Origin of the sequence: Kitasatospora sp. NBC_00240, assembly GCF_026342405.1 — a bacterium.
Classification (GTDB): Bacteria; Actinomycetota; Actinomycetes; order Streptomycetales; family Streptomycetaceae; genus Kitasatospora.
In genome coordinates, this window is sequence record NZ_JAPEMU010000001.1 from 3,526,938 (window position 1) to 3,545,875 (window position 18,938).

Annotated in this window: 12 protein-coding genes and 1 rRNA gene; 2 read left to right on the top strand and 11 right to left on the bottom strand. The window is 72.2% G+C overall.

The genetic code is table 11. From position 1 onward, the window contains the following. Positions 1 to 75: 75 nt before the first annotated feature. From OG689_RS14890 to OG689_RS14930, 9 genes are all read right to left on the bottom strand, one after another. Positions 76 to 357, bottom strand: a complete 282-nt coding sequence (locus OG689_RS14890) for a hypothetical protein (RefSeq protein ID WP_266320771.1) — start codon at positions 355 to 357, stop codon at positions 76 to 78. Positions 358 to 414: 57 nt separating this feature from the next. Then, a complete protein-coding gene (locus OG689_RS14895; RefSeq protein WP_266320773.1) occupies positions 415 to 786 on the bottom strand; it encodes a helix-turn-helix domain-containing protein in 372 nt (123 codons plus the stop codon). 277 nt (positions 787 to 1,063) lie between these two features. Then, complete coding sequence (locus tag OG689_RS14900) at positions 1,064 to 1,663, bottom strand: CinA family protein (RefSeq protein ID WP_266320774.1); 600 nt, start codon at positions 1,661 to 1,663, stop codon at positions 1,064 to 1,066. After that, positions 1,660 to 2,298, bottom strand: coding sequence for a CDP-diacylglycerol--glycerol-3-phosphate 3-phosphatidyltransferase (gene pgsA, locus OG689_RS14905; protein WP_266320776.1), 639 nt, complete (start codon positions 2,296 to 2,298; stop codon positions 1,660 to 1,662). Before pgsA ends, OG689_RS14900 begins: the two co-directional genes overlap by 4 nt. After that, complete coding sequence (gene rimO, locus OG689_RS14910) at positions 2,295 to 3,806, bottom strand: 30S ribosomal protein S12 methylthiotransferase RimO (RefSeq protein ID WP_266320777.1); 1,512 nt, start codon at positions 3,804 to 3,806, stop codon at positions 2,295 to 2,297. The genes pgsA and rimO overlap by 4 nt, the downstream gene beginning before the upstream one ends. 84 nt (positions 3,807 to 3,890) lie before the next feature. Then, on the bottom strand, positions 3,891 to 4,790 hold the full coding sequence (locus tag OG689_RS14915) for a RodZ domain-containing protein (protein WP_266320779.1): 900 nt from the start codon (positions 4,788 to 4,790) through the stop codon (positions 3,891 to 3,893). Between the two features lie 273 nt (positions 4,791 to 5,063). Further along, entirely contained in the window at positions 5,064 to 7,826 is a 2,763-nt protein-coding gene (locus OG689_RS14920) for a DNA translocase FtsK (RefSeq protein WP_266320781.1), read from the bottom strand. A 243-nt stretch (positions 7,827 to 8,069) separates the two neighbouring features. Beyond that, a complete protein-coding gene (locus OG689_RS14925) occupies positions 8,070 to 8,708 on the bottom strand; it encodes a response regulator (protein ID WP_266320783.1) in 639 nt (212 codons plus the stop codon). A 332-nt stretch (positions 8,709 to 9,040) separates the two neighbouring features. Beyond that, positions 9,041 to 13,582, bottom strand: coding sequence for a HAMP domain-containing protein (locus OG689_RS14930; protein ID WP_266327141.1), 4,542 nt, complete (start codon positions 13,580 to 13,582; stop codon positions 9,041 to 9,043). Between the two features lie 545 nt (positions 13,583 to 14,127). Between OG689_RS14930 and OG689_RS14935 the strand changes: the two genes are divergently transcribed. Continuing rightward, on the top strand, positions 14,128 to 16,692 hold the full coding sequence (locus tag OG689_RS14935; protein ID WP_266320784.1) for a SpoIIE family protein phosphatase: 2,565 nt from the start codon (positions 14,128 to 14,130) through the stop codon (positions 16,690 to 16,692). Positions 16,693 to 17,027: 335 nt separating this feature from the next. After that, positions 17,028 to 17,591 (top strand): acetate uptake transporter, encoded by a 564-nt coding sequence (locus tag OG689_RS14940; RefSeq protein ID WP_266320785.1) that lies wholly within the window; start codon positions 17,028 to 17,030, stop codon positions 17,589 to 17,591. 245 nt (positions 17,592 to 17,836) lie between these two features. Here OG689_RS14940 and OG689_RS14945 read toward each other — a convergent pair whose 3' ends face one another. Both OG689_RS14945 and rrf read right to left on the bottom strand, forming a co-directional pair. Next, positions 17,837 to 18,682, bottom strand: coding sequence for a phosphatase PAP2 family protein (locus OG689_RS14945; RefSeq protein WP_266320786.1), 846 nt, complete (start codon positions 18,680 to 18,682; stop codon positions 17,837 to 17,839). A gap of 93 nt (positions 18,683 to 18,775) precedes the next feature. Next, a 5S ribosomal RNA gene (rrf, locus tag OG689_RS14950) occupies positions 18,776 to 18,892 on the bottom strand. Between the last annotated feature and the right edge of the window lie 46 nt (positions 18,893 to 18,938).

Below are 18,938 nucleotides of genomic sequence, written 5' to 3' on the forward strand. Positions count from 1 at the left end.
GGGAGGCACCCGGGGCCCGGAGGCTACGGGTGCCTCCCCACGGCCGTCGCACAGATGTCCGCGGGGTGTCGCCGGTCAGTCCGCCGGGGCCACCGAATCCTCCGGCGCGGGGGATTCACCCGATCGGCGGGCCGGCCCGGTCAACCGGGGGTCGGCGTGAATCGGCAGCAGCCCGAGGCCCCAGCCGCCGGCGGCCAGCGCCCCGAGGACGACACCGTCGGCGCCCGGCCCCCTGGTCAGCAGGAGCCACCAGCAGAACGGGCCCAGCAGCGCCACCAGGGCCCATCGGACCGGGCGCGGAAACACCCGGCTCGGGCGTATTCGGGCATCGGTACCCGCCGCCTCGACTCTGCGCACCGCCGCCTCCTTCGCTCGTCCCCGGGTCGGGCCCGGGGAGGGCGGGATCCGGTCGGGTCAGGCCGCGACCACGTCCACGGCCGCGGCCTTGGGCGAGATGGAACTCATCCGGTCGACGCCGGGAGCCGGCAACGGCACGGGTTCGAGAACCGGCCTCAGCAGTTCACCTTCGGAGAGGGTGGCCATCGCCGCAAGTTCGGCGAGCGACAGTTCGTCGCTGACCTCGCGCATGACCTCGGACATCCGGACGTCGAGCGCGTCGCAGATGGCGGAGAGCAGCTCCGAGGAGGCCTCCTTCTGTCCTCGCTCCACCTCGGAGAGGTAACCGAGCGAAACCCTGGCTGCCGCCGACACCTCGCGAAGTGTGCGGCCCTGGCGCTGGCGCTGCCGACGCAGTACATCGCCCAGTAGGCGACGGAGCAGGATCATCGGTGCCTCCCTCCTCGGACTGCGGATCGAGATGTCACGTCCCCACCGTACCGCCTCGCTCGCGTCGCGTGCGGGGACCGTGGTCGTGTTCACTCTGGGCTGCAAGGCTGCCCCCTCCCCTGTTTCCGTTGTCCCACCCGGCCCGTCGGGCCCCTCGCTGTGCCCGCTCCGGGAGCGCGGCGACCGCCACGCACTCGTCTCCCACCTGGTATCTGCCCAACCAGGCCCTTCGATGTAACACGATCCTCCAAGTACGGCGACCGGTTCCGCCGGTTCGTCAGTTCCAGCCCGGGCCGAGGCCCTGGGCCGGTCGCGGATCCCGGCGGGGTCGCGGGTCGGCCGGCAGCTGCCGCAGGAGCAGCTCGAGCGCGGCCGTCACCGCCTTGCGACGGATTGTGGCACGCTCCCCGGACAACCGTGGCGAAGTGACCAGACTTCCCGCAGGACTTGCAAAAGCCAGGTACACCGTCCCCACCGGGTGTCCGTCCTGCGGATCCGGGCCGGCCACCCCGGTGGTCGCGAGCCCGTACGTGGCGCCGAGCAGCCGCCGTACGCCCTCGGCCATCTGGCGGGCCACCACCGGGTGGACGGGGCCGTGGACGTCCAGCAGGCCCTCGTCGACGCCGAGCACCGAGGCCTTCAGCTCGGTCGCGTACGCGGTGACGGATCCCCGGAAGGTCGCCGATGCGCCGGGGACGTCGACCAGCGTGGCGGCGAGCAGCCCGCCGGTGAGCGACTCCGCGACGGCCAGCGTGCCGCCGGCCGCCCGCAGCGCCGCGTGCGCGCGCGCCGTGAGACCGTGCTGCGCGCCCGCAGCGGCCTCCGGACGCGCTCCGGTGCCCCCGGCCGCTCCGGCGGCCCCCCTGGCCCCGCTCATCGGCCTTCGCGCTCCTGCGCCAGGCCCTGGCGGCGCATCCGCACCGCCTGGCTGATGTAGTCCAGCGCGGTGCCCAGGGTGAGCAGCACGGCGAGGCCCATCAGCACGGCCCGGGCGGTGGCGAGCCAGCCGTCGAGCACCAGGACGTACATGCCGACGGCGATGCCCTGGGTGAGGGTCTTCAGCTTGCCGCCGCGGCTGGCCGGGATCACGCCGTAGCGGATCACCCAGAAGCGCATCAGGGTGATGCCCAGCTCGCGGGCGAGGATCACGATCGTGACCCACCAGGGCAGGTCGCCGAGGACGGACAGGCCGATCAGCGCGGAGCCCATGATCGCCTTGTCGGCGATCGGGTCGGCGATCTTGCCGAAGTCGGTCACCAGCCCCTTGCGCCGGGCGATCTCGCCGTCGAAGAGGTCGGTGATCATCGCGATGGCGAAGGAGGCCCACGCCACCGAGCGCCACTTCGGGTCGTGGCCGCCGTCCGCGAAGAGCAGCAGCACGAACACCGGCACCAGCAGGAGCCGGAGCATCGTCAGCATGTTCGCGATGTTCCAGATGCGCGGCGGCGGGGGCAGCGCCGCCCCCGACCGGCCGGGGGCGGCCGCAGCCGGGGCGCCGGGCCCCTTGGTCATGCCCCGGCTCCGGCGGGCGCCGCCACGGCCGGCGCCGGGGCGGCGGCGGTGATCCGCACCTGCTCCAGCGCCTCGGCCACCAGGTCGACGCCCTCGCTGGCGACGACCCTGGCCCGGTAGAACCGGCCGACCACCGGGTTCTCCACCCCGGTCAGGGTGGTGAGGCCGTCGGTCTCCGGCGCCTGGTGCTCGGCGCGGCCCTCGACCAGGTCACCCTCGACGGACTCGACCATGACCTCGATCTCGGTGCCGATCCGCTGCTCGGCCCGCTGGGCGGTCAGCTCCTCGGCCAGCCGGGAGAGCTTGGCGAGGCGCTCGGCCACCACGTCCTCCGGCAGCTTGCCCTCGAAGGTCGCGGCCTCGGTGCCGTCCTCGTCCGAGTAGCCGAAGACGCCGATCGCGTCCAGGCCGGCGTTGGTGACGAAGCGCTCCAGCTCGGCGAAGTCCTCCTCGGTCTCCCCGGGGAAGCCGACGATGAAGTTCGAGCGGGCGCCGGCCTGCGGGGCCTTGCCGCGGATGGTCCCGAGCAGTTCCAGGAACTGGTCGGTGTTGCCGAAACGCCGCATCCGGCGCAGCACGGCGGGCGCCGAGTGCTGGAACGACAGATCGAAGTACGGCAGGACGCCGCCGGTGCCGGTCATCACGTCGATCAGGCCGGGGCGCATCTCGGCGGGCTGCAGGTAGCTGACCCGTACCCGCTCGATGCCGGGCACGGCCGCGATCTCGCTGAGCAGCGTCTCCAGCAGGCGGATGTCGCCGAGGTCCTTGCCGTACGAGGTGTTGTTCTCGCTGACCAGGACGACCTCACGGACGCCCTGCCCGGCCAGCCAGACGGCCTCGTTGAGCACGTCCGAGGGGCGGCGGGAGATGAACGAGCCGCGGAAGGCCGGGATCGCGCAGAAGGAACATCGGCGGTCGCAGCCCGAGGCCAGCTTGATCGAGGCCACCGGGTTGTCGTCCAGCCGCTTGCGCAGGGTGCGCGGCCCGGAGGCGGGGGCCAGGCCGTCGGGGAGGTCGGCGGGCACGTTCTCGGGGGCGCCGTGGCCCGGCAGGGCGACCGCGGCGGCCGCGGCCTGCCGCTCGACCGGGGTCAGCGGCAGCAGCTTGCGGCGGTCGCGCGGGAGGTGCGCGGCGTGGTGGCCGCCGGAGAGGATGGTCTGCAGGCGTTCGGTGATGTTGGCGTAGTCGTCGAAACCGAGCACCGCGTCGGCCTCGGGCAGCGCGTCGGCGAGCTCCTTGCCGTAGCGCTCGGCCATGCAGCCGACGGCGACGACGGCCTGCGTGCGGCCGTGACCCTTGAGGTCGTTGGCCTCCAGCAGGGCGTCGACGGAGTCCTTCTTGGCGGCTTCGACGAACCCGCAGGTGTTGACGACGGCGACGTCGGCGTCGGCGGCGTCGTCGACCAGCTGCCAGCCGTCGGCCTCCAGGCGCCCGGCGAGTTCCTCGGAGTCCACCTCGTTGCGGGCGCATCCGAGCGTGACAAGGGCGACAGTACGGCGTTCAGGCATAGGGCCAAGATTAACGCGCGGCCCCCGGTGCCGTTCGCCCCGGAGGCCGCGCGCCTCGGATTAGCAGATCTTCGCCCCGCCGGTTCAGCCTGCCTGCGGGTCTCCGGGGGTGTACGTGACGTGCACCACCTGGCCGTCCTTGCCTGCCGGACCGAGGTCCTTGCCGTTGACGTACACGTGCACGGCACCGGCGTTGCCGATCACCAACTTGATCTGCTTGGCGTCGGTGAAGGTCTGGTCCTGGCCGGGTTCGACGTTGTTCTGGTAGAGGGACTTGCCGTTGCCGTCGACCGCGGACACCCAGCTGGCGTCCTTCTCGGCGACCAGCTTCACGGTCACCTTGTCGGCCGGGGCGGCCGCGATCGCCGCGACGCTGGGCGCCGGGGCGGGCGGCTGGACGCTGGGGGAGGCGGCGGCGACGGACCCGGTGCCCGAGCCGCTGGGGAGGGGTGCGCTGGCCGAGCCGGTGCCGGAGACACCGGTCCTGCCGTTCACCAGGTTGAAGCCGATCAGCGCGACCACCGCGAAGATCGCGGCGACCATGGCCGCCGTCCAGTTCGGACGGCGACGGTCGGTGACCTTGATCGGCCCGGTGTCGAGCAACTGGCTGGGACGCTTGGTCTCCGGTGCGCCGCCGTGCGCGGCGTCGTACCGGGCGATCAGTTCGTCACTGTCGATGCCGACCGCCTTGGCGATCGAGCGGATGTGGCCACGGGCGTAGAAATCGCCGCCGCAGCGGCCGAAGTCGTCCTCCTCGATGGCGTGGACTATGGGAACCCGGACGCGGGTGCTCGTACTCACCTGGTCGACCGTGAGGCCCGCCTCGATCCGGGCGCCGGACAGCACCCGTCCGATGCTCGGGCCGTCGGCGACCGGATCCGGCGCCGCAGGGGTCCCGTCGGAGCCGTCCCGGCCCGGCACGGCTCCGGTCTTGCCGGCGGAGGATCGGCGGTTGTCACGGTCCGGGGACTTGCCGATGGTCACGGGGTGCGCCTTTCGAGCGGATGGCCACCTGCTGGAGAAACAGTCTAGGGGCGGGGTCGGAACGATTCTCAAGCGGAATAGGCCCGAACGTGCGCGCCCATCCCGGCCGGGGTCCGCGGGCCGGCCGCCGTCGGATGACGGCAGGTCAGCCCGGCGGGTCGGTCGTGCTCCCCCGGCCCTGTGACGCGACGGCAACCCGGTCGGTTCCCACCGCGCCCTCTGTCCTCCGAACGAGTGGACACGTCCGGAGGTCACTGCTCGCGCGGGGCACGGCTACCCCCGGATGCTGATGATCACACCGTCCAACTCGTCAGGTTTGACGAGCACATCCCGGGCCTTGGAACCCTCGCTGGGGCCAACGATCCCACGGGACTCCATCAGGTCCATCAACCGGCCCGCCTTCGCGAAGCCGACCCGCAGTTTGCGCTGGAGCATCGAGGTCGAACCGAACTGGGTGGAGACCACCAGCTCGGTCGCCTGGATGAGCAGATCGAGGTCGTCGCCGATCTCCTCGTCGATCTCCTTGCGCGGCCCGCCGCCGACCGTCACGTCGTCGCGGTAGACCGCCGTCAGCTGGTCCTTGCAGTGCTGGACCACAGCGGCGATCTCCGCCTCGGTGACGAACGCGCCCTGCATCCGGACGGGTTTGCTGGAGCCCATCGGCAGGAAGAGCGCGTCGCCCTTGCCGATCAGCTTCTCGGCGCCCGGCTGGTCGAGGATGACCCGGGAGTCCATCATCGCGGAGGTGGCGAAGGCCAGTCGGGAGGGCACGTTGGCCTTGATCAGGCCGGTGACCACGTCCACCGAGGGCCGCTGGGTCGCCAGCACCAGGTGGATGCCGGCCGCCCGGGCGAGCTGGGTGATCCGGACGACCGAGTCCTCGACGTCGCGCGGCGCGACCATCATCAGGTCGGCCAGCTCGTCGACGATCACCAGCAGGTACGGGTACGGCGTCAGCTCCCGCTCGCTGCCCAGCGGCGGGGTGATCTTCCCGGCCCGCACCGCGGCGTTGAAGTCGTCCACGTGGCGGAACCCGAACGCGGCGAGGTCGTCGTAGCGCAGGTCCATCTCGCGGACCACCCACTGCAGCGCCTCGGCGGCCTTCTTCGGGTTGGTGATGATCGGTGTGATCAGGTGCGGGATACCCTCGTACGCCGTCAGCTCGACCCGCTTGGGGTCCACCAGCACCATCCGGACCTCGTCCGGGGTGGCCCGTGCCAGCACCGAGGTGATCAGGCAGTTGATGCAGGACGACTTGCCGGCGCCGGTGGCGCCGGCGACCAGGATGTGCGGCATCTTGGCGAGGTTGGCCATCACGGTGTGGCCCTCGACGTCCTTGCCCATCCCGACCAGCATCGGGTGCGGGTCGTCGGCGGCCACCCGCGAGCGCAGCAGGTCGCCGAGGTTGACCATCTCGCGGTCGAGGTTGGGGATCTCGATGCCGACCGCGGACTTGCCGGGGATCGGGCTGATGATCCGGACGTCCGCGCTCGCCACCGCGTACGCGATGTTCTTGGCGAGCGCGGTGATCCGCTCCACCTTGACCGCCGGGCCCAGCTCGACCTCGTAGCGGGTGACCGTCGGGCCGCGGGTGAAGCCGGTGACCCTGGCGTCCACCTTGAACTCGCCGAACACCGCGGTCAGCTGGGCCACCACGTCGTCGTTGAGCTTGCTGCGGGTCTTGCCCGGCCCGCCGCGCTCCAGCAGGTCCAGCGAGGGCAGCGCGTAGGTGATGTCGCCGGAGAGCTGCAACTGCTCCATCCGGACGCGCGCCGGGCCGTGCTCCTCCGGGGCCGCCTGGCCGGCCGTACGGGCCGCCGGGACGGCCGGCTCCTCCGGCACGGCGGTGCGGTCCTGGACCTGGTGCATCATGTCCGCCACGGCGGGCGAGGCGGGCACCCCGTACAGCAGGGCGCCGTCCAGGTCGGCGGCCACCCCGGCCGCGATGTCCCGGGTCGCGTACGGGTCGTCCCCGTCCTCCCCGGGGCCGTTCTGCGGGTGCTTGGCGAACATGTCCGGCACGGCCGGGCCGAGATCCGGCTCGTCCACCTGCTTGCGCCGCCGGCGCCGCCGCCGGGCGCCGTCCGCCGGACCGTCACCGTCGGTGTCCACCGTGAAGGGCAGCGCGTTCGGGTCCGCGTCCTCCGGCGGATCGGTGGAGTACTCGCGCGCCGGCGCACCACCCCCGGCGGCCGCCTCCTCCTCGGTCGGTTCGACCACGCCCAGGCGCACGCCGAGCATCCGCAGCCGCTCGGGGATCCGGTTCACCGGGGTCGCGGTCACCACCAGCAGGCCGAAGAAGGCCAGCAGCAACAGCAGCGGAACAGCCAGCGGGGGCCCGGCGGCCGCCATCATCGGCGTCGAGGCGGCCCAACCGGCCAGACCGCCGGCCAGCCGGATCCTGGTCGCGCCACCGGCCATCGCCGGCGCGCCGCAGCCGATGTGCACCAGCCCGAGCACGCCGACCACCAGCGCGCTCAGCCCGATGACGATCCGTCCGTTCGCCTCCGGCACCTCGGGGTGTCGCATCAGCCGCACCCCGACGGCCGCCAGCAGGAACGGGACCAGGACGTCGAGCCGGCCAAACAGCCCGGACACCACGTTGGTCGCGGCCTCGCCGAGCCAGCCCTGCGGGCTGAACCACGTCCCGGCCGCGGTGACCAGGGCCAGGGCCAGCAGCAGCAGCCCCACGCCGTCCTTGCGGTGGTCCGGGTGCAGGCCCTTGGCACCGTCCCCGAAGCCCCGGAAGAGCGCCCCGACACTGTGCGCCAGACCGAGCCAGACGGCCCGTACGGCGCGGAAGAGTATCGGCCTGGGCGGAGCCGGTGCGGGCGCCGCGGCGGGCTTGGCAGCCGCCTTCTTCGCCGGCGCGGTCCTCTTCGCCGCCGCCTTCCCGGCCGGTGCCTTGGCCGGGGGCTTCGCCGCCGCCTTCTTGGCCGAGCCCGCACCGGAGCCGCGCGCGGCCCCGCCGCGCGAGCCGCTGATGTCCCCGCGGCGCACGCCGCTAGTGTCGCTGCCGGGCGTACGAGTGGCCATGGTCCAGCAGCCTACCGGCGGCGCGCGGCTGTGGACACGCGCCCGGGCGCCGGGTCGCACGCGTGTCGCAGACACACCGTCACGCTGACCGCGCTTCACCCGCCCGGCCGATCCGGCCTGCCGGGCCACCCCGACCGGACGGCCGGCCCGGAGCGCCGTAACCGCGGCGCGGCACCCCGACCGGACGGGCCCGCACGACCGGCGGGACCGGCCGCCGAGGGCCGGGCCCAGGGGCGGCCGGGCTCAGTCCGAGCCGGGGCGCAGCGCCTCCAGCGCCCGGCGCAGGCCGGTCAGCTTGCGCTCCAGATGGGCGGCCGTGGCGGCGGCGCCGCTGTCGTCCGCGCCGTCCAGCTGCTTCGTCAGGGCCTCCGCCTGCTCCTCGACCGAGGCCAGCCGGGCGGACAGCTCGCTCAGCAGGGCACTGCCCAGAGCCGGCTGCGCGTCGCCCGCCTCCAACTGCAGCCGCAACAGCGCCGCCTGCTCCTTGAGCTGGCAGTTCTTCATGTAGAGGTCGACGAAGACCGACACCTTCGCGCGCAGCACCCACGGGTCGAAGGGCTTGGAGATGTAGTCCACCGCACCGGCCGCGTAGCCGCGGAAGGTGTGGTGCGGCCCGTGGTTGATCGCGGTGAGGAAGATGATCGGGATGTCCCGGGTGCGCTCACGGCGCTTGATGTGGGAGGCCGTCTCGAAGCCGTCCATCCCCGGCATCTGGACATCGAGCAGGATCACCGCGAAGTCGTCGGTCAGCAGCGCCTTGAGCGCTTCCTCGCCGGACGCGGCGCGCACCAGCGTCTGGTCGAGCGCGGAGAGGATGGCCTCCAGGGCCAACAGGTTCTCCGGTCGGTCGTCGACCAGGAGGATCTTCGCTTTCTGCACCACGACCCGCCCTCCTGCCGCCTGCCGCCCAGGGGACGGCACCTTGGTACTGCCCACCATTACCCCGGTCATGCTAGCCCGACCCCCTCGCCCGCCACATCGCCCCGGTGGAATGCGGTCCGCCGATCTGTGCGGAGCCGCGTCGCCGACCGGGCGGACAGTACTCCGGCGCACCTCTGCGCTGAGTCGCGGTTCCGTCACTGTTCGCAACGATCGGTGACCCTACCGGGTTCCCGGCCGTCCCCGCCAGCGAACGGGCGCGGCCACCGGCGCGGGCCGGCGCCCGGGCTCCCCCCTCCACGCCCCGGCCGACCGGGGTGCCCCCGCGGCCGCGCTCACTTCTGCTCCAGCCAGTGGTGCATCACGGTCAGCAGATGGTCGGTCTCGACCGGCTTGGTGATGTGATCGGTGGCGCCGGCCTCGATGCTCTTCTCCCGGTCCCCCTTCATCGCCTTCGCCGTCAGCGCGATGATCGGCAGGCCCGAGAACTGCGGCATCCGGCGGATCGCCTCGGTGGTCGCGTAGCCGTCCATCTCCGGCATCATGATGTCCATCAGCACCAGCGCCACGTCCTCGTGCTGCTCCAGCACCTCGATGCCCTCCCGCCCGTTCTCGGCGTACAGCACCGTCAGACCGTGCTGCTCCAGGACGCTGGTCAGGGCGAAGACGTTGCGGATGTCGTCGTCCACGATCAGCACCTGCTCACCGTCGAACCGGCCGTCGAAGCGCCCGTCGGGCCGTGCCACGGCGCCCGGGCGGGCCGCCGGCTCGGTCTGCTGGCGCGGGACGCTCTCCTCGGCGGCGGCCGCCCGGCGGCGCTCGACGGCGCCCCGACGGCGCTCCTCGGCGAGTTCCCGCACCTCCTGGGCCCAGTGCTCGGCCGGGTTCTCCCCCACCGGCACCGGCGTACCCACCGGCGTCACACCGACCGAGGCGCGGACCATCGCGGCGGCCGGGCGCTCGTGGACGGACGGGTCGGGGGCCTCGCTGCGCAGCGGCAGGTACAGGGTGAAGGTGGAGCCGCGACCCAGCTCGCTCTCGGCGTGGATCTCGCCGCCGAGCAGCCGGGCGATCTCCCGGCTGATGGAGAGCCCGAGGCCGGTGCCGCCGTACTTGCGGCTGGTGCCGCCGTCGGCCTGCTTGAACGCCTCGAAGATCTCCCGCAGCTTGTTGCCGGGGATGCCGATCCCGGTGTCGGAGACCGAGAAGGCGACCAGCTCCTCGTCCGGGTCGCCGATCGCGCCGGCCTCCAGCAGCTGCTCACGCACGTGCTGGGGCACATCGGCGCCGGCCGGGCGGATGTACAGGTCGACGGCGCCGGAGTCGGTGAACTTCACCGCGTTGGAGAGCAGGTTGCGCAGCACCTGCTGGAGCCGCTGCTCGTCGGTGTGCAGGGTGACCGGCAGCTCCGGGGAGACCCGGACGGCGAAGTCCAGGCTCTTGTCCACGGTGAGCGGCCGGAACGCCGCCTCGACGTAGTCGACCAGCTGGACCAGCGCGATCTTCGCCGGGCGGACGTCCATCTTGCCCGCCTCCACCTTGGAGAGGTCGAGGATGTCGTTGATCAGCTGGAGCAGGTCGGACCCGGCGCCGTGGATGGTGTCGGCGAACTCGACCTGCTTGGGCGACAGGTTGCCCTCGTTGTTGTCGGACAGCAGCTTGGCCAGGATCAGCAGCGAGTTCAGCGGGGTACGCAGCTCGTGCGACATGTTCGCCAGGAACTCGCTCTTGTACCGGGAGGCCAGCGCCAGCTGCTCGGCGCGCTCCTCCAGGACCTGCCGGGCCTCCTCGATCTCGCTGTTCTTGATCTCGATGTCGCGGTTCTGCTGGGCGAGCTGCTCGGCCTTCTCCTGCAGTTCCTCGTTGGTGCGCTCCAGCTCCTCCTGGCGGGCCTCCAGCTCGGCGGAGCGCATCGAGAGCTCGGCGGTGAGCCGCTGCGACTCCAGCAGCAGGCCCTCGGTCTTGGTGTTGACGCTGATGGTGTTGACCGTCACGCCGATCAGGTCGGCGATCTGGTTGAGGAAGTCGAGCGCCACGGTGGTGAAGGAGCTGAAGGTGGCCAGTTCGATGACGCCGAGCAGCCGGCCCTCGAACAGCACCGGCAGCACCACCACGTGCGCCGGCGAGGCCTCGCCGAGCCCGGAGGCGATCTTGAGGTATCCGGGCGGCGCCTCCTTCAGGATGATCGAGCGCTTCTCCACCGCCGCCTGGCCGACCAGCGACTCCCCGGGCCGGAAGGTGGTCGGCATCGCCCGCCGCTGGTAGCCGTAGCTGCCGATCAGGCGCAGCACGGTGTCGTTCTCGTCGTCGTCCTCGGTGATCAGTTCGGCGGTCCGGCCGGCCGGCTGGGCGAGGAAGAAGGCGCCGTGCTGGGCGGAGACCACCGGCGTCAGCTCGGTCATGATCAGCGAGGCGACGGCCTCCAGGTCACGGCGGCCCTGCAGCAGGCCGGTGACCCTGGCCAGGTTGGTCTTCAGCCAGTCCTGCTCCTGGTTGGTCCGGGTGGTCTCCCGCAGGTTGGCGATCATCTGGTTGATGTTGTCCTTGAGCTCGTCGAGCTCGCCCGAGGCGTCCACGTCGATCCGCAGCGACAGATCGCCCCTGGTCACGGCGGTGGCGACCTGGGCGATCGCGCGCACCTGACGGGTCAGGTTGTTGGCGAGCTCGTTCACCGACTCGGTGAGGTCCTGCCAGGTGCCGTCCACGCCCGGCACCCGGGCCTGGCCGCCCAGCCGCCCGTCGGTGCCCACCTCGCGGGCCACCCGGGTGACCTCGGCCGCGAACGAGCCGAGCTGGTCGACCATGGTGTTGATGCTGGTCTTGAGCTCCAGGATCTCGCCCCGGGCGTCCACGTCGATCTTCTGCGACAGGTCGCCGCGGGCCACCGCCGTGATCACCAGGGCGATGTTGCGGACCTGCCCGGTCAGGTTGTTCGCCATCAGGTTGACGTTGTCGGTCAGGTCCTTCCAGATGCCGGCGACGCCCGGTACCCCGGCCTGGCCGCCCAGGATGCCGTCGGTGCCCACCTCGCGGGCCACCCGGGTCACCTCGACGGCGAACGCGGACAGCTGGTCCACCATCGTGTTCAGGGTGCCCGCCAGGGCCGCGACCTCGCCCTGCGCCTCGATGGTGATCTTCTTGGACAGGTCGCCGCGGGCCACCGCGGTGGCGACCTCCGCGATGTTACGGACCTGGCTGGTCAGGTTGGAGGCCATGAAGTTGACGTTGTCGGTCAGGTCCTTCCAGATGCCCGACACCCCGCGCACCCGGGCCTGGCCGCCCAGGATCCCCTCGGTGCCCACCTCGCGGGCCACCCGGGTCACCTCGTCCGCGAACGCCGACAGCTGGTCCACCATCGTGTTGACGGTGGTGACCAGTTCCAGGATCTCCCCGCGGGCGTCCACGGTGATCTTCTTCGACACGTCGCCGCGGGCCACCGCGGTGGTCACCTCGGCGATGTTGCGGACCTGGCTGGTCAGGTTGTTCGCCATCAGGTTGACGCTGTTGGTGAGGTCCTTCCAGATGCCGGCCACCCCGGGCACGCTCGCCTGGCCACCGAGGATGCCCTCCGTCCCGACGTCCCGGGCGACCCTGGTCACCTCGTCCGCGAAGGCGCCCAGCTGGTCGACCATCGTGTTGATGGTGTTCTTCAGCTCCAGGATCTCGCCCCGGGCGTCGACCTGGATCTTCTGCGACAGGTCGCCCTTGGCCACCGCCGTGGTCACCTGCGCGATGTTGCGCACCTGGTCGGTGAGATTGTTGGCCATGAAGTTGACGTTGTCGGTGAGGTCGCGCCACACGCCGGCCGCGCCCGGCACCTGCGCCTGACCGCCGAGCCGCCCCTCGGTACCGACCTGGCGGGCCACCCGGGTCACCTGCTCGGCGAAGCCCGAGAGCTGGTCCACCATCGTGTTGATGGTGTTCTTCAACTCCAGGATCTCGCCCCGGGCGTCGACCTCGATCTTCTGCGACAGGTCGCCGCGGGCCACCGCCGTGGTCACCTGCGCGATGTTGCGCACCTGCCCGGTCAGGTTGTTCGCCATGAAGTTGACCGAGTCGGTCAGGTCGCGCCAGACCCCGGCCACCCCCGGCACCTGCGCCTGACCACCGAGCCGCCCCTCCGTACCCACGTCCCGGGCGACCCTGGTGACCTGCGCGGCAAAGGAGTTGAGCTGGTCCACCATCGTGTTGACGGTGTTCTTCAGCTGCAGCATCTCGCCGTCGACCTCGACCGTGACCTTCCGGGAGAGATCCCCCTTGGCCACCGCCGTGGTCACCTCGGCGATGTTGCGCACCTGCGCGGTCAGCCGGCCGGCCATCGTGTTGACCGAGTCCGCCAGGTCCTTCCAGCTGCCCGAGACGCTGCGCACCCGGGCCTGGCCGCCGAGCTTGCCCTCGGTACCCACCTCGATCGCGACCCGGGTCACCTCGTCGGTGAACTCGGAGAGCTGGTCGACCAGTCCGTTGACCGTGCGGCCGATCCGCAGGTACTCGCCGCGCAGCGGGTGGCTCACCCCGTTGGTGTGGACCGAACGCAGTTCCATCTTCTGTTCGAGGTCGCCGTCGGCGATCGACGTCAGCACCCGGCCGACCTCGGCCATCGGACGCGCCAGATCGTCGATCAGCGCGTTGCAGTTGTCGACCGCGGCCATCCAGGCGCCCTCGCCCGCGCCGGTCTCCAGCCGCTCGGACAGCCGGCCCTCGCGGCCCACCGCCCGGCGCACCCGAGCCAGTTCACCCGTCAGATGCTGGTTCCGCTCGGCGACCTCGTTGAAGACCGCGGCGATCTCCGCCAGCGGACCGTCCCCCGGCACGGTCAGCCGCCGCTTGAAGTTGCCGTCGCGCATCGCCGTCAACGCCGCCAGCAGCTTGCGCAGGTCGGCGGGCTCGGCGCCCCTGGCGTGGTTCGGGCGCCGTCCGGCGGTGCCCCGAGGCGCCGCCCCGGACCGTCCGCCGCGTGCGGCGGACGGAGTCGTGCCGGTCGCGTCCTTGGTGGCCGAACTCAACGGGACCCTCCCACATCGTGAACTGTCCAGTACGCCCGGAACCGCTCGGGCACAGGCACCGGTGCGGCCGAAAACCGCTGCGGGGACCGTCCGGCCCACCGGCACCGCCTCGACCGTACTGCGCGATCAGGTCGTTGCGGACCCCCCAGTCTGGCAGTACTGGCACCGGGTGTACGGCCGGTTGCGCTCGGTTGGTACGACTCCCGGCCAAACACGTGCCCAGAATCACCCTCCGGAGCCTGTTTTGGCTCCCTGTACCCACGGGGAACCAACCGGAAAGTAGGGTGGAGCGCTGCACCGGGCCACGAGTCGTCCCGGCCGCGCCACCACCCGGCAGGCGCAGCAGGTGATTCGCCCCCGGGACCGTCCACCGTGTGCGGCGGGCAGCCGGACCAGAGCAGAGGAGAAGTGGCAACGTGGTCACCGCGCGCGCAGCCGCCACCTTCGGACCAGTGGGCCGGTCGGCCGCGGCCGCGCGCGGCTTCGTCCGGGACGCCCTGCTGAGCTGGGGGCTGCCCGAGGTCGTCGACGACGCCGTCGTCCTGGTGAGCGAACTCGTCACCAACGCCGTCGTGCACGCCGGCACCGCCGCCGAGGTCTGCTGCCTGCGCGAGGACGAGACCGTGCGGGTCGAGGTCACCGACCACCACCCCGAACGCGGCCTGCCGGCCTTCGCCGACGTCCCCGACGCGAGCGTCGAACGCTACGCCGACCCGGACGACGAGGGTGGCCGCGGCCTGCTGATGTGCTCGGCGCTGTCCTCCTGCTGGGGGGTCGAGTACGCGGCCGGCCGCAAGACCGTGTGGTTCCGTCTCCAGCTGCCCGACCACGTCATCGGCACCCGGTACGCCGAACCGGCCGCCCCCGGCGACGAACTGCCCAGCACCGACGGGCCCGTGCACGTCGCCGTCGTCCAGGTCGACGAGCACGCCCGGGTGCTGGCCTGGAACCCCGACGCCGAGGCGCTGTTCCGGCACCGCGCCGAGGACGTACTCGGCCGTCCCTGGGCCGAGTTCGCCGCCTGGCCGCAGTCGGCCGGCATCGGCCTCGGCCTCGACGAGACCCTCCGGCTGGCCCGCTGGGAGGGCAGCTTCGGCCTGCGCCGCGGCGACGGCCTCACCGTCGAGGTGTACGGCGTGCAGATCCGGGTCCGCGACGCCGAGGGCGTCCCGACCACCCTCTGCCTGCTGGTGCGCGAGGTCGACCGCGCCGTCCTGCGCTCCCCCGCCCGCACCCACGGCGCCGAGCCGGCCGGCGCCTCCGACGCGCCGCTGGACCTGCTGGCCGGGGCGGCCGCGCCGGACGACCTCGGCGCGCTGCTCCAGCGCACCGTGGAACGCGCCCGGGACCTCCTGGACGCCGACGCCGCTTACCTGCTGCTGGTCACCGACGACGAGAGCGAGTTCGAGGTCCGCGCCGCCACCGGGCTGACCGCCGGCCGCCGCCGCTACGACCGCTTCCCGGTCGACCCCAACCGCAGCCGCTTCGACGCCTCCCGGCTGCCCACCGTCCACGAGGACCTCGCCACCCGGCCCGCGCCCGTCCCGCTGCTCCAGGGCAGCGGACTGCGCTCGCTGATCACCGTCCCGCTGAAGGTGGACGGCCGGCTGATCGGCTCCCTCGGTGTCGCCGCCGCCGCGCCGGGCCGCTACGACAACGAGGACGCGCTGCGCCTGCAGTTCGCCGCCGACCGGGTCGCGCTCGCCCTGGAGAGCGCCCGGCTGGCCGAACTGGAACGGCTGCGCCGCGGCTCGCTGTCCTTCCTGGTCGAGGCCTCCGAACTGCTGGCCGGCACCCTGGAGCACGAGCAGACGCTCGCCCTGATGGCGCAGATGGCCGTGCCCACGCTGTCCTCCTGGTGCGCGGTCTACACCACCGGCGAACAGGGCGGCCCGGCCACGCTCGCCTTCGTCCTGCACCAGGACGAGGACCGGATCGATCCGCTGCGCTACGTCCTCGACAAGATCCCCGCCCCGGAGGCCGACCCGGCCCCCGGCACCCGTTTCTGGACGGCACCCGCCGAGGCGGCCCGCACCGGCGGCCTCGCCGACAGCCCCGAACTCGCCGGCCTGCTCGGTGAGACGGTGGTGCTGCCGCTGGCCGCCCGCAACCGGGTCATCGGCCTGCTCGTGCTGGGCGCCCCGGCCGGTGTCCGGTTCCGCCAGGAGATGCTCGAACTCGCCGAGGACCTCTCCCGCCGCGCCGCCCTCGCGCTGGACAACTCCCGGCTCTACTCCGAGCGCACCGCCACCAGCCAGGCACTGCAGCGCAGCCTGCTGCCACCGGAGTTGCCCGAGATCCCCGGTGTCGAGGTGGACGTGTTCTACCAGGCCGCCGGCGAGGGCAACGAGGTCGGCGGCGACTTCTACGATCTCTTCCCGATCCGCGAGGGCACCTACGGCTTCGCGATCGGCGACGTGTGCGGCACCGGCCCCGAGGCCGCCTCGGTGACCGGCCTGGCCCGCCACTCGCTGCGGCTCCTCGCCCGCGAGGGACTGGACGCCCCGCAGGTCCTGCGACGGCTCAACGCGGCCATCCTGGACGAGGGTTCGCGCAGCCGCTTCCTGACCCTGCTGTACGGCGAGCTGACTCCGAGGGCGGACGGCTGCACCGAACTGTCGCTGGTCTGCGCCGGCCACCCGTTGCCGCTGCGGCTGCGCGTGGACGGACAGGTCGACCAGGCCGCCACCCCGCAGCCCCTGCTCGGCGTGATGGAGGAGCTGGAGCTGACCGCCGAGCACCTGGTGCTGCACCCTGGCGAGGTCCTGCTCTGCGTCACCGACGGGGTCACCGAACGCCGGGAGGGCCTGCGGATGCTGGGGGACGACGGCCTGGCCCAGGTGCTCACCGGCTGCACCGGACTGACCGCCGGAGCGGTGGCCGCCCGCGTCCAGCGGGCCGTGGAGCGCTTCGCCCCCGAACCGCCGTCGGACGACATGGCGATCCTGACCCTGCGGGTGCCCGCCCAACGGGCCGGCTGACCCGGCGTCAGTCGAGTCCAACTCGTAACACCCGGGCGACGGTTCACCCGGACGGTCGATCCCGTTCACCAAGTGGCCAATCGTGCGCGGTCCACAACGGCGGACAGTACAAATTGTGCCATTCACAAGGGTACAAGCGGCTACCGGCCGGGTACACCGGATTCACCGGGGAATCCCCCGGAGGGGACACTGACCAGCAGCTCAGCCGCTGGCACTTCACTGACCGCAGCCGTTCGCACGTCGATTTTCCGTGCGCCCTCGGCCGGCCACGCGCAGCCACCTCATCGCTCGCATTGACAGCGCCTCAGGCGCGCCCAGAGTGAAAGGAGCCTCCGGTGAGCAACGAAGCTACCGGGGCGCAGAACGCCCGGTCCTCAGGAGCCGACGCCGGTTCCCTCGGATATCTCGCACTCGGCCTGACCCTCCTCGCCTACGGCCTGCTCTCCACCGGCATCTTCAGCGGCACCGGTGCCAAGGACGCGGCCACCCTCGCCCACCTGGTCGGCGGGCTGACCCTGTTCGTCGCCGGCCTCTGGCAGCTCCGCTCCGGCGAGGGCTTCACCGGCACCGCCTTCACCAGCCTCGGTGCCTTCTGGGCCACCTGGTCGGCAGCGGGCGGGGCGGGCAAGAACGCCGCCGGTCTGTTCCTGCTGCTGTGGGCGCTGCTGGCGCTCACCCTGACCGCCGCCAGCTGGAACTCCGGCCTGTTCAGCCGCGCCGTGTACGGCCTGCTCACGGTGTCCCTGGTGGTCTCGGCGATCGCCGTCTTCGGCAGCTCCGGCGGGCTCGCCAAGGTCGGTGGGTGGCTCGCCGCCCTGTCCGGCCTGGTCGCCTGGTACTGGGCCACCGCCGCGCTGACCAACAGCGGGTGGGGCCGGGCGGCACTGCCGGTCAAGTAGCGCGCCCGGCCGGTGGGCGCCGCGACGACGGGTCGCCCCGCCGGAGCGGACACCGCGGCCGGCACGGCCACCCCCGTGCCGGCCGCGGCAGCAGCCCAACGAACCGTGGGCCGGGCCTCGTGAAGAGGCCCGGCCCACACGTCTGCGCTCCCAGCCCCACGGATGTGCCCGTGCGGCACCACGGGTGTGCCCGCTCGGCGCGGGCCTGCCTGCCCCCCAGGGCAGTACCGGCCCGTCCAGGCCGCTCAGTGCCGCACGGGCGCCCGTCGCGGTGCCGTACGCGGCTCGGCGGGCCCCTCGGCCTTCCGGCGGCCCGCGCGGAACCTCCGCACCGCCCACTGCGCCGTGTAGGCCAGCGCCAGGATCACCAGTGCGACCAGCCCGTCCGCCCAGAAGTGGTTCGCGGTGACCACCACCACCCAGACCGTGAGCAGCGGATGCAGGACGATCAGCCAGCGAAGCGCGCTGCGGGACACCACGATCACCGTGATGGCCGCCAGGACGCACCAGGCGACATGCACCGACGGCATCGCCGACAGCTGCGCTGCCACCACCACCCCGCCGACCGCGCCGCCGTAGACCGACTGCCCGTACTCGGCCGCCACGTCGACGAATCCGCTCTCCGGCAACATCCGGGGCGGCGCGACCGGGATGAACTGGACGGCCAGGCACACGGCCGTGGTAAGCACCACCGTGGTCCGCACCCAGGCGTACCGGGCGCGATGGCGGACGAAGACCCAGAGCAGCACCGCGATCATGACAGCGAAGTGCATGGACGCGTAGTAGTAGTTGGCGGCCTTCACCACCACCGGGTACGGCGTGACGGCTGCCTGCCAGCCGGCCTCGTCGGGCAGCCCCAGGGTCAGTTCGGTGCGATGGATCCAGGCCGCCCGGTCCAACGCGTGCTCGGCACTCATCAACGAGAGCCGGCCGACCAGCTGCCAGAGCGCGAAGAGCGCCAGTAGGATCCCGGCCTCCCGCAGCATGCTGCCCAACGAGGGCCGCCGCAGCCGCTTGGCCGCGTACCCCGCCGCGAGGAGGGCGACCGAGGCTCCGCCGGCTGTCTGCCACGTAAGGGTCAGGTTCTGCACTGGACGCGCCTCCACCGAGCTTGGGTTGTGCTGGGGAGACGTTAACGCAAAAAAGCCCCCTCCCGAACGGGAGGGGGCTTTTTTGGAATGATTGTTCGGCGGCGTCCTACTCTCCCACAGGGTCCCCCCTGCAGTACCATCGGCGCAATGAGGCTTAGCTTCCGGGTTCGGAATGTAACCGGGCGTTTCCCTCATGCTATGACCACCGAAACACTATGAAACTGTCACCGCACCACCCACCCGTGACCAGGGCAAG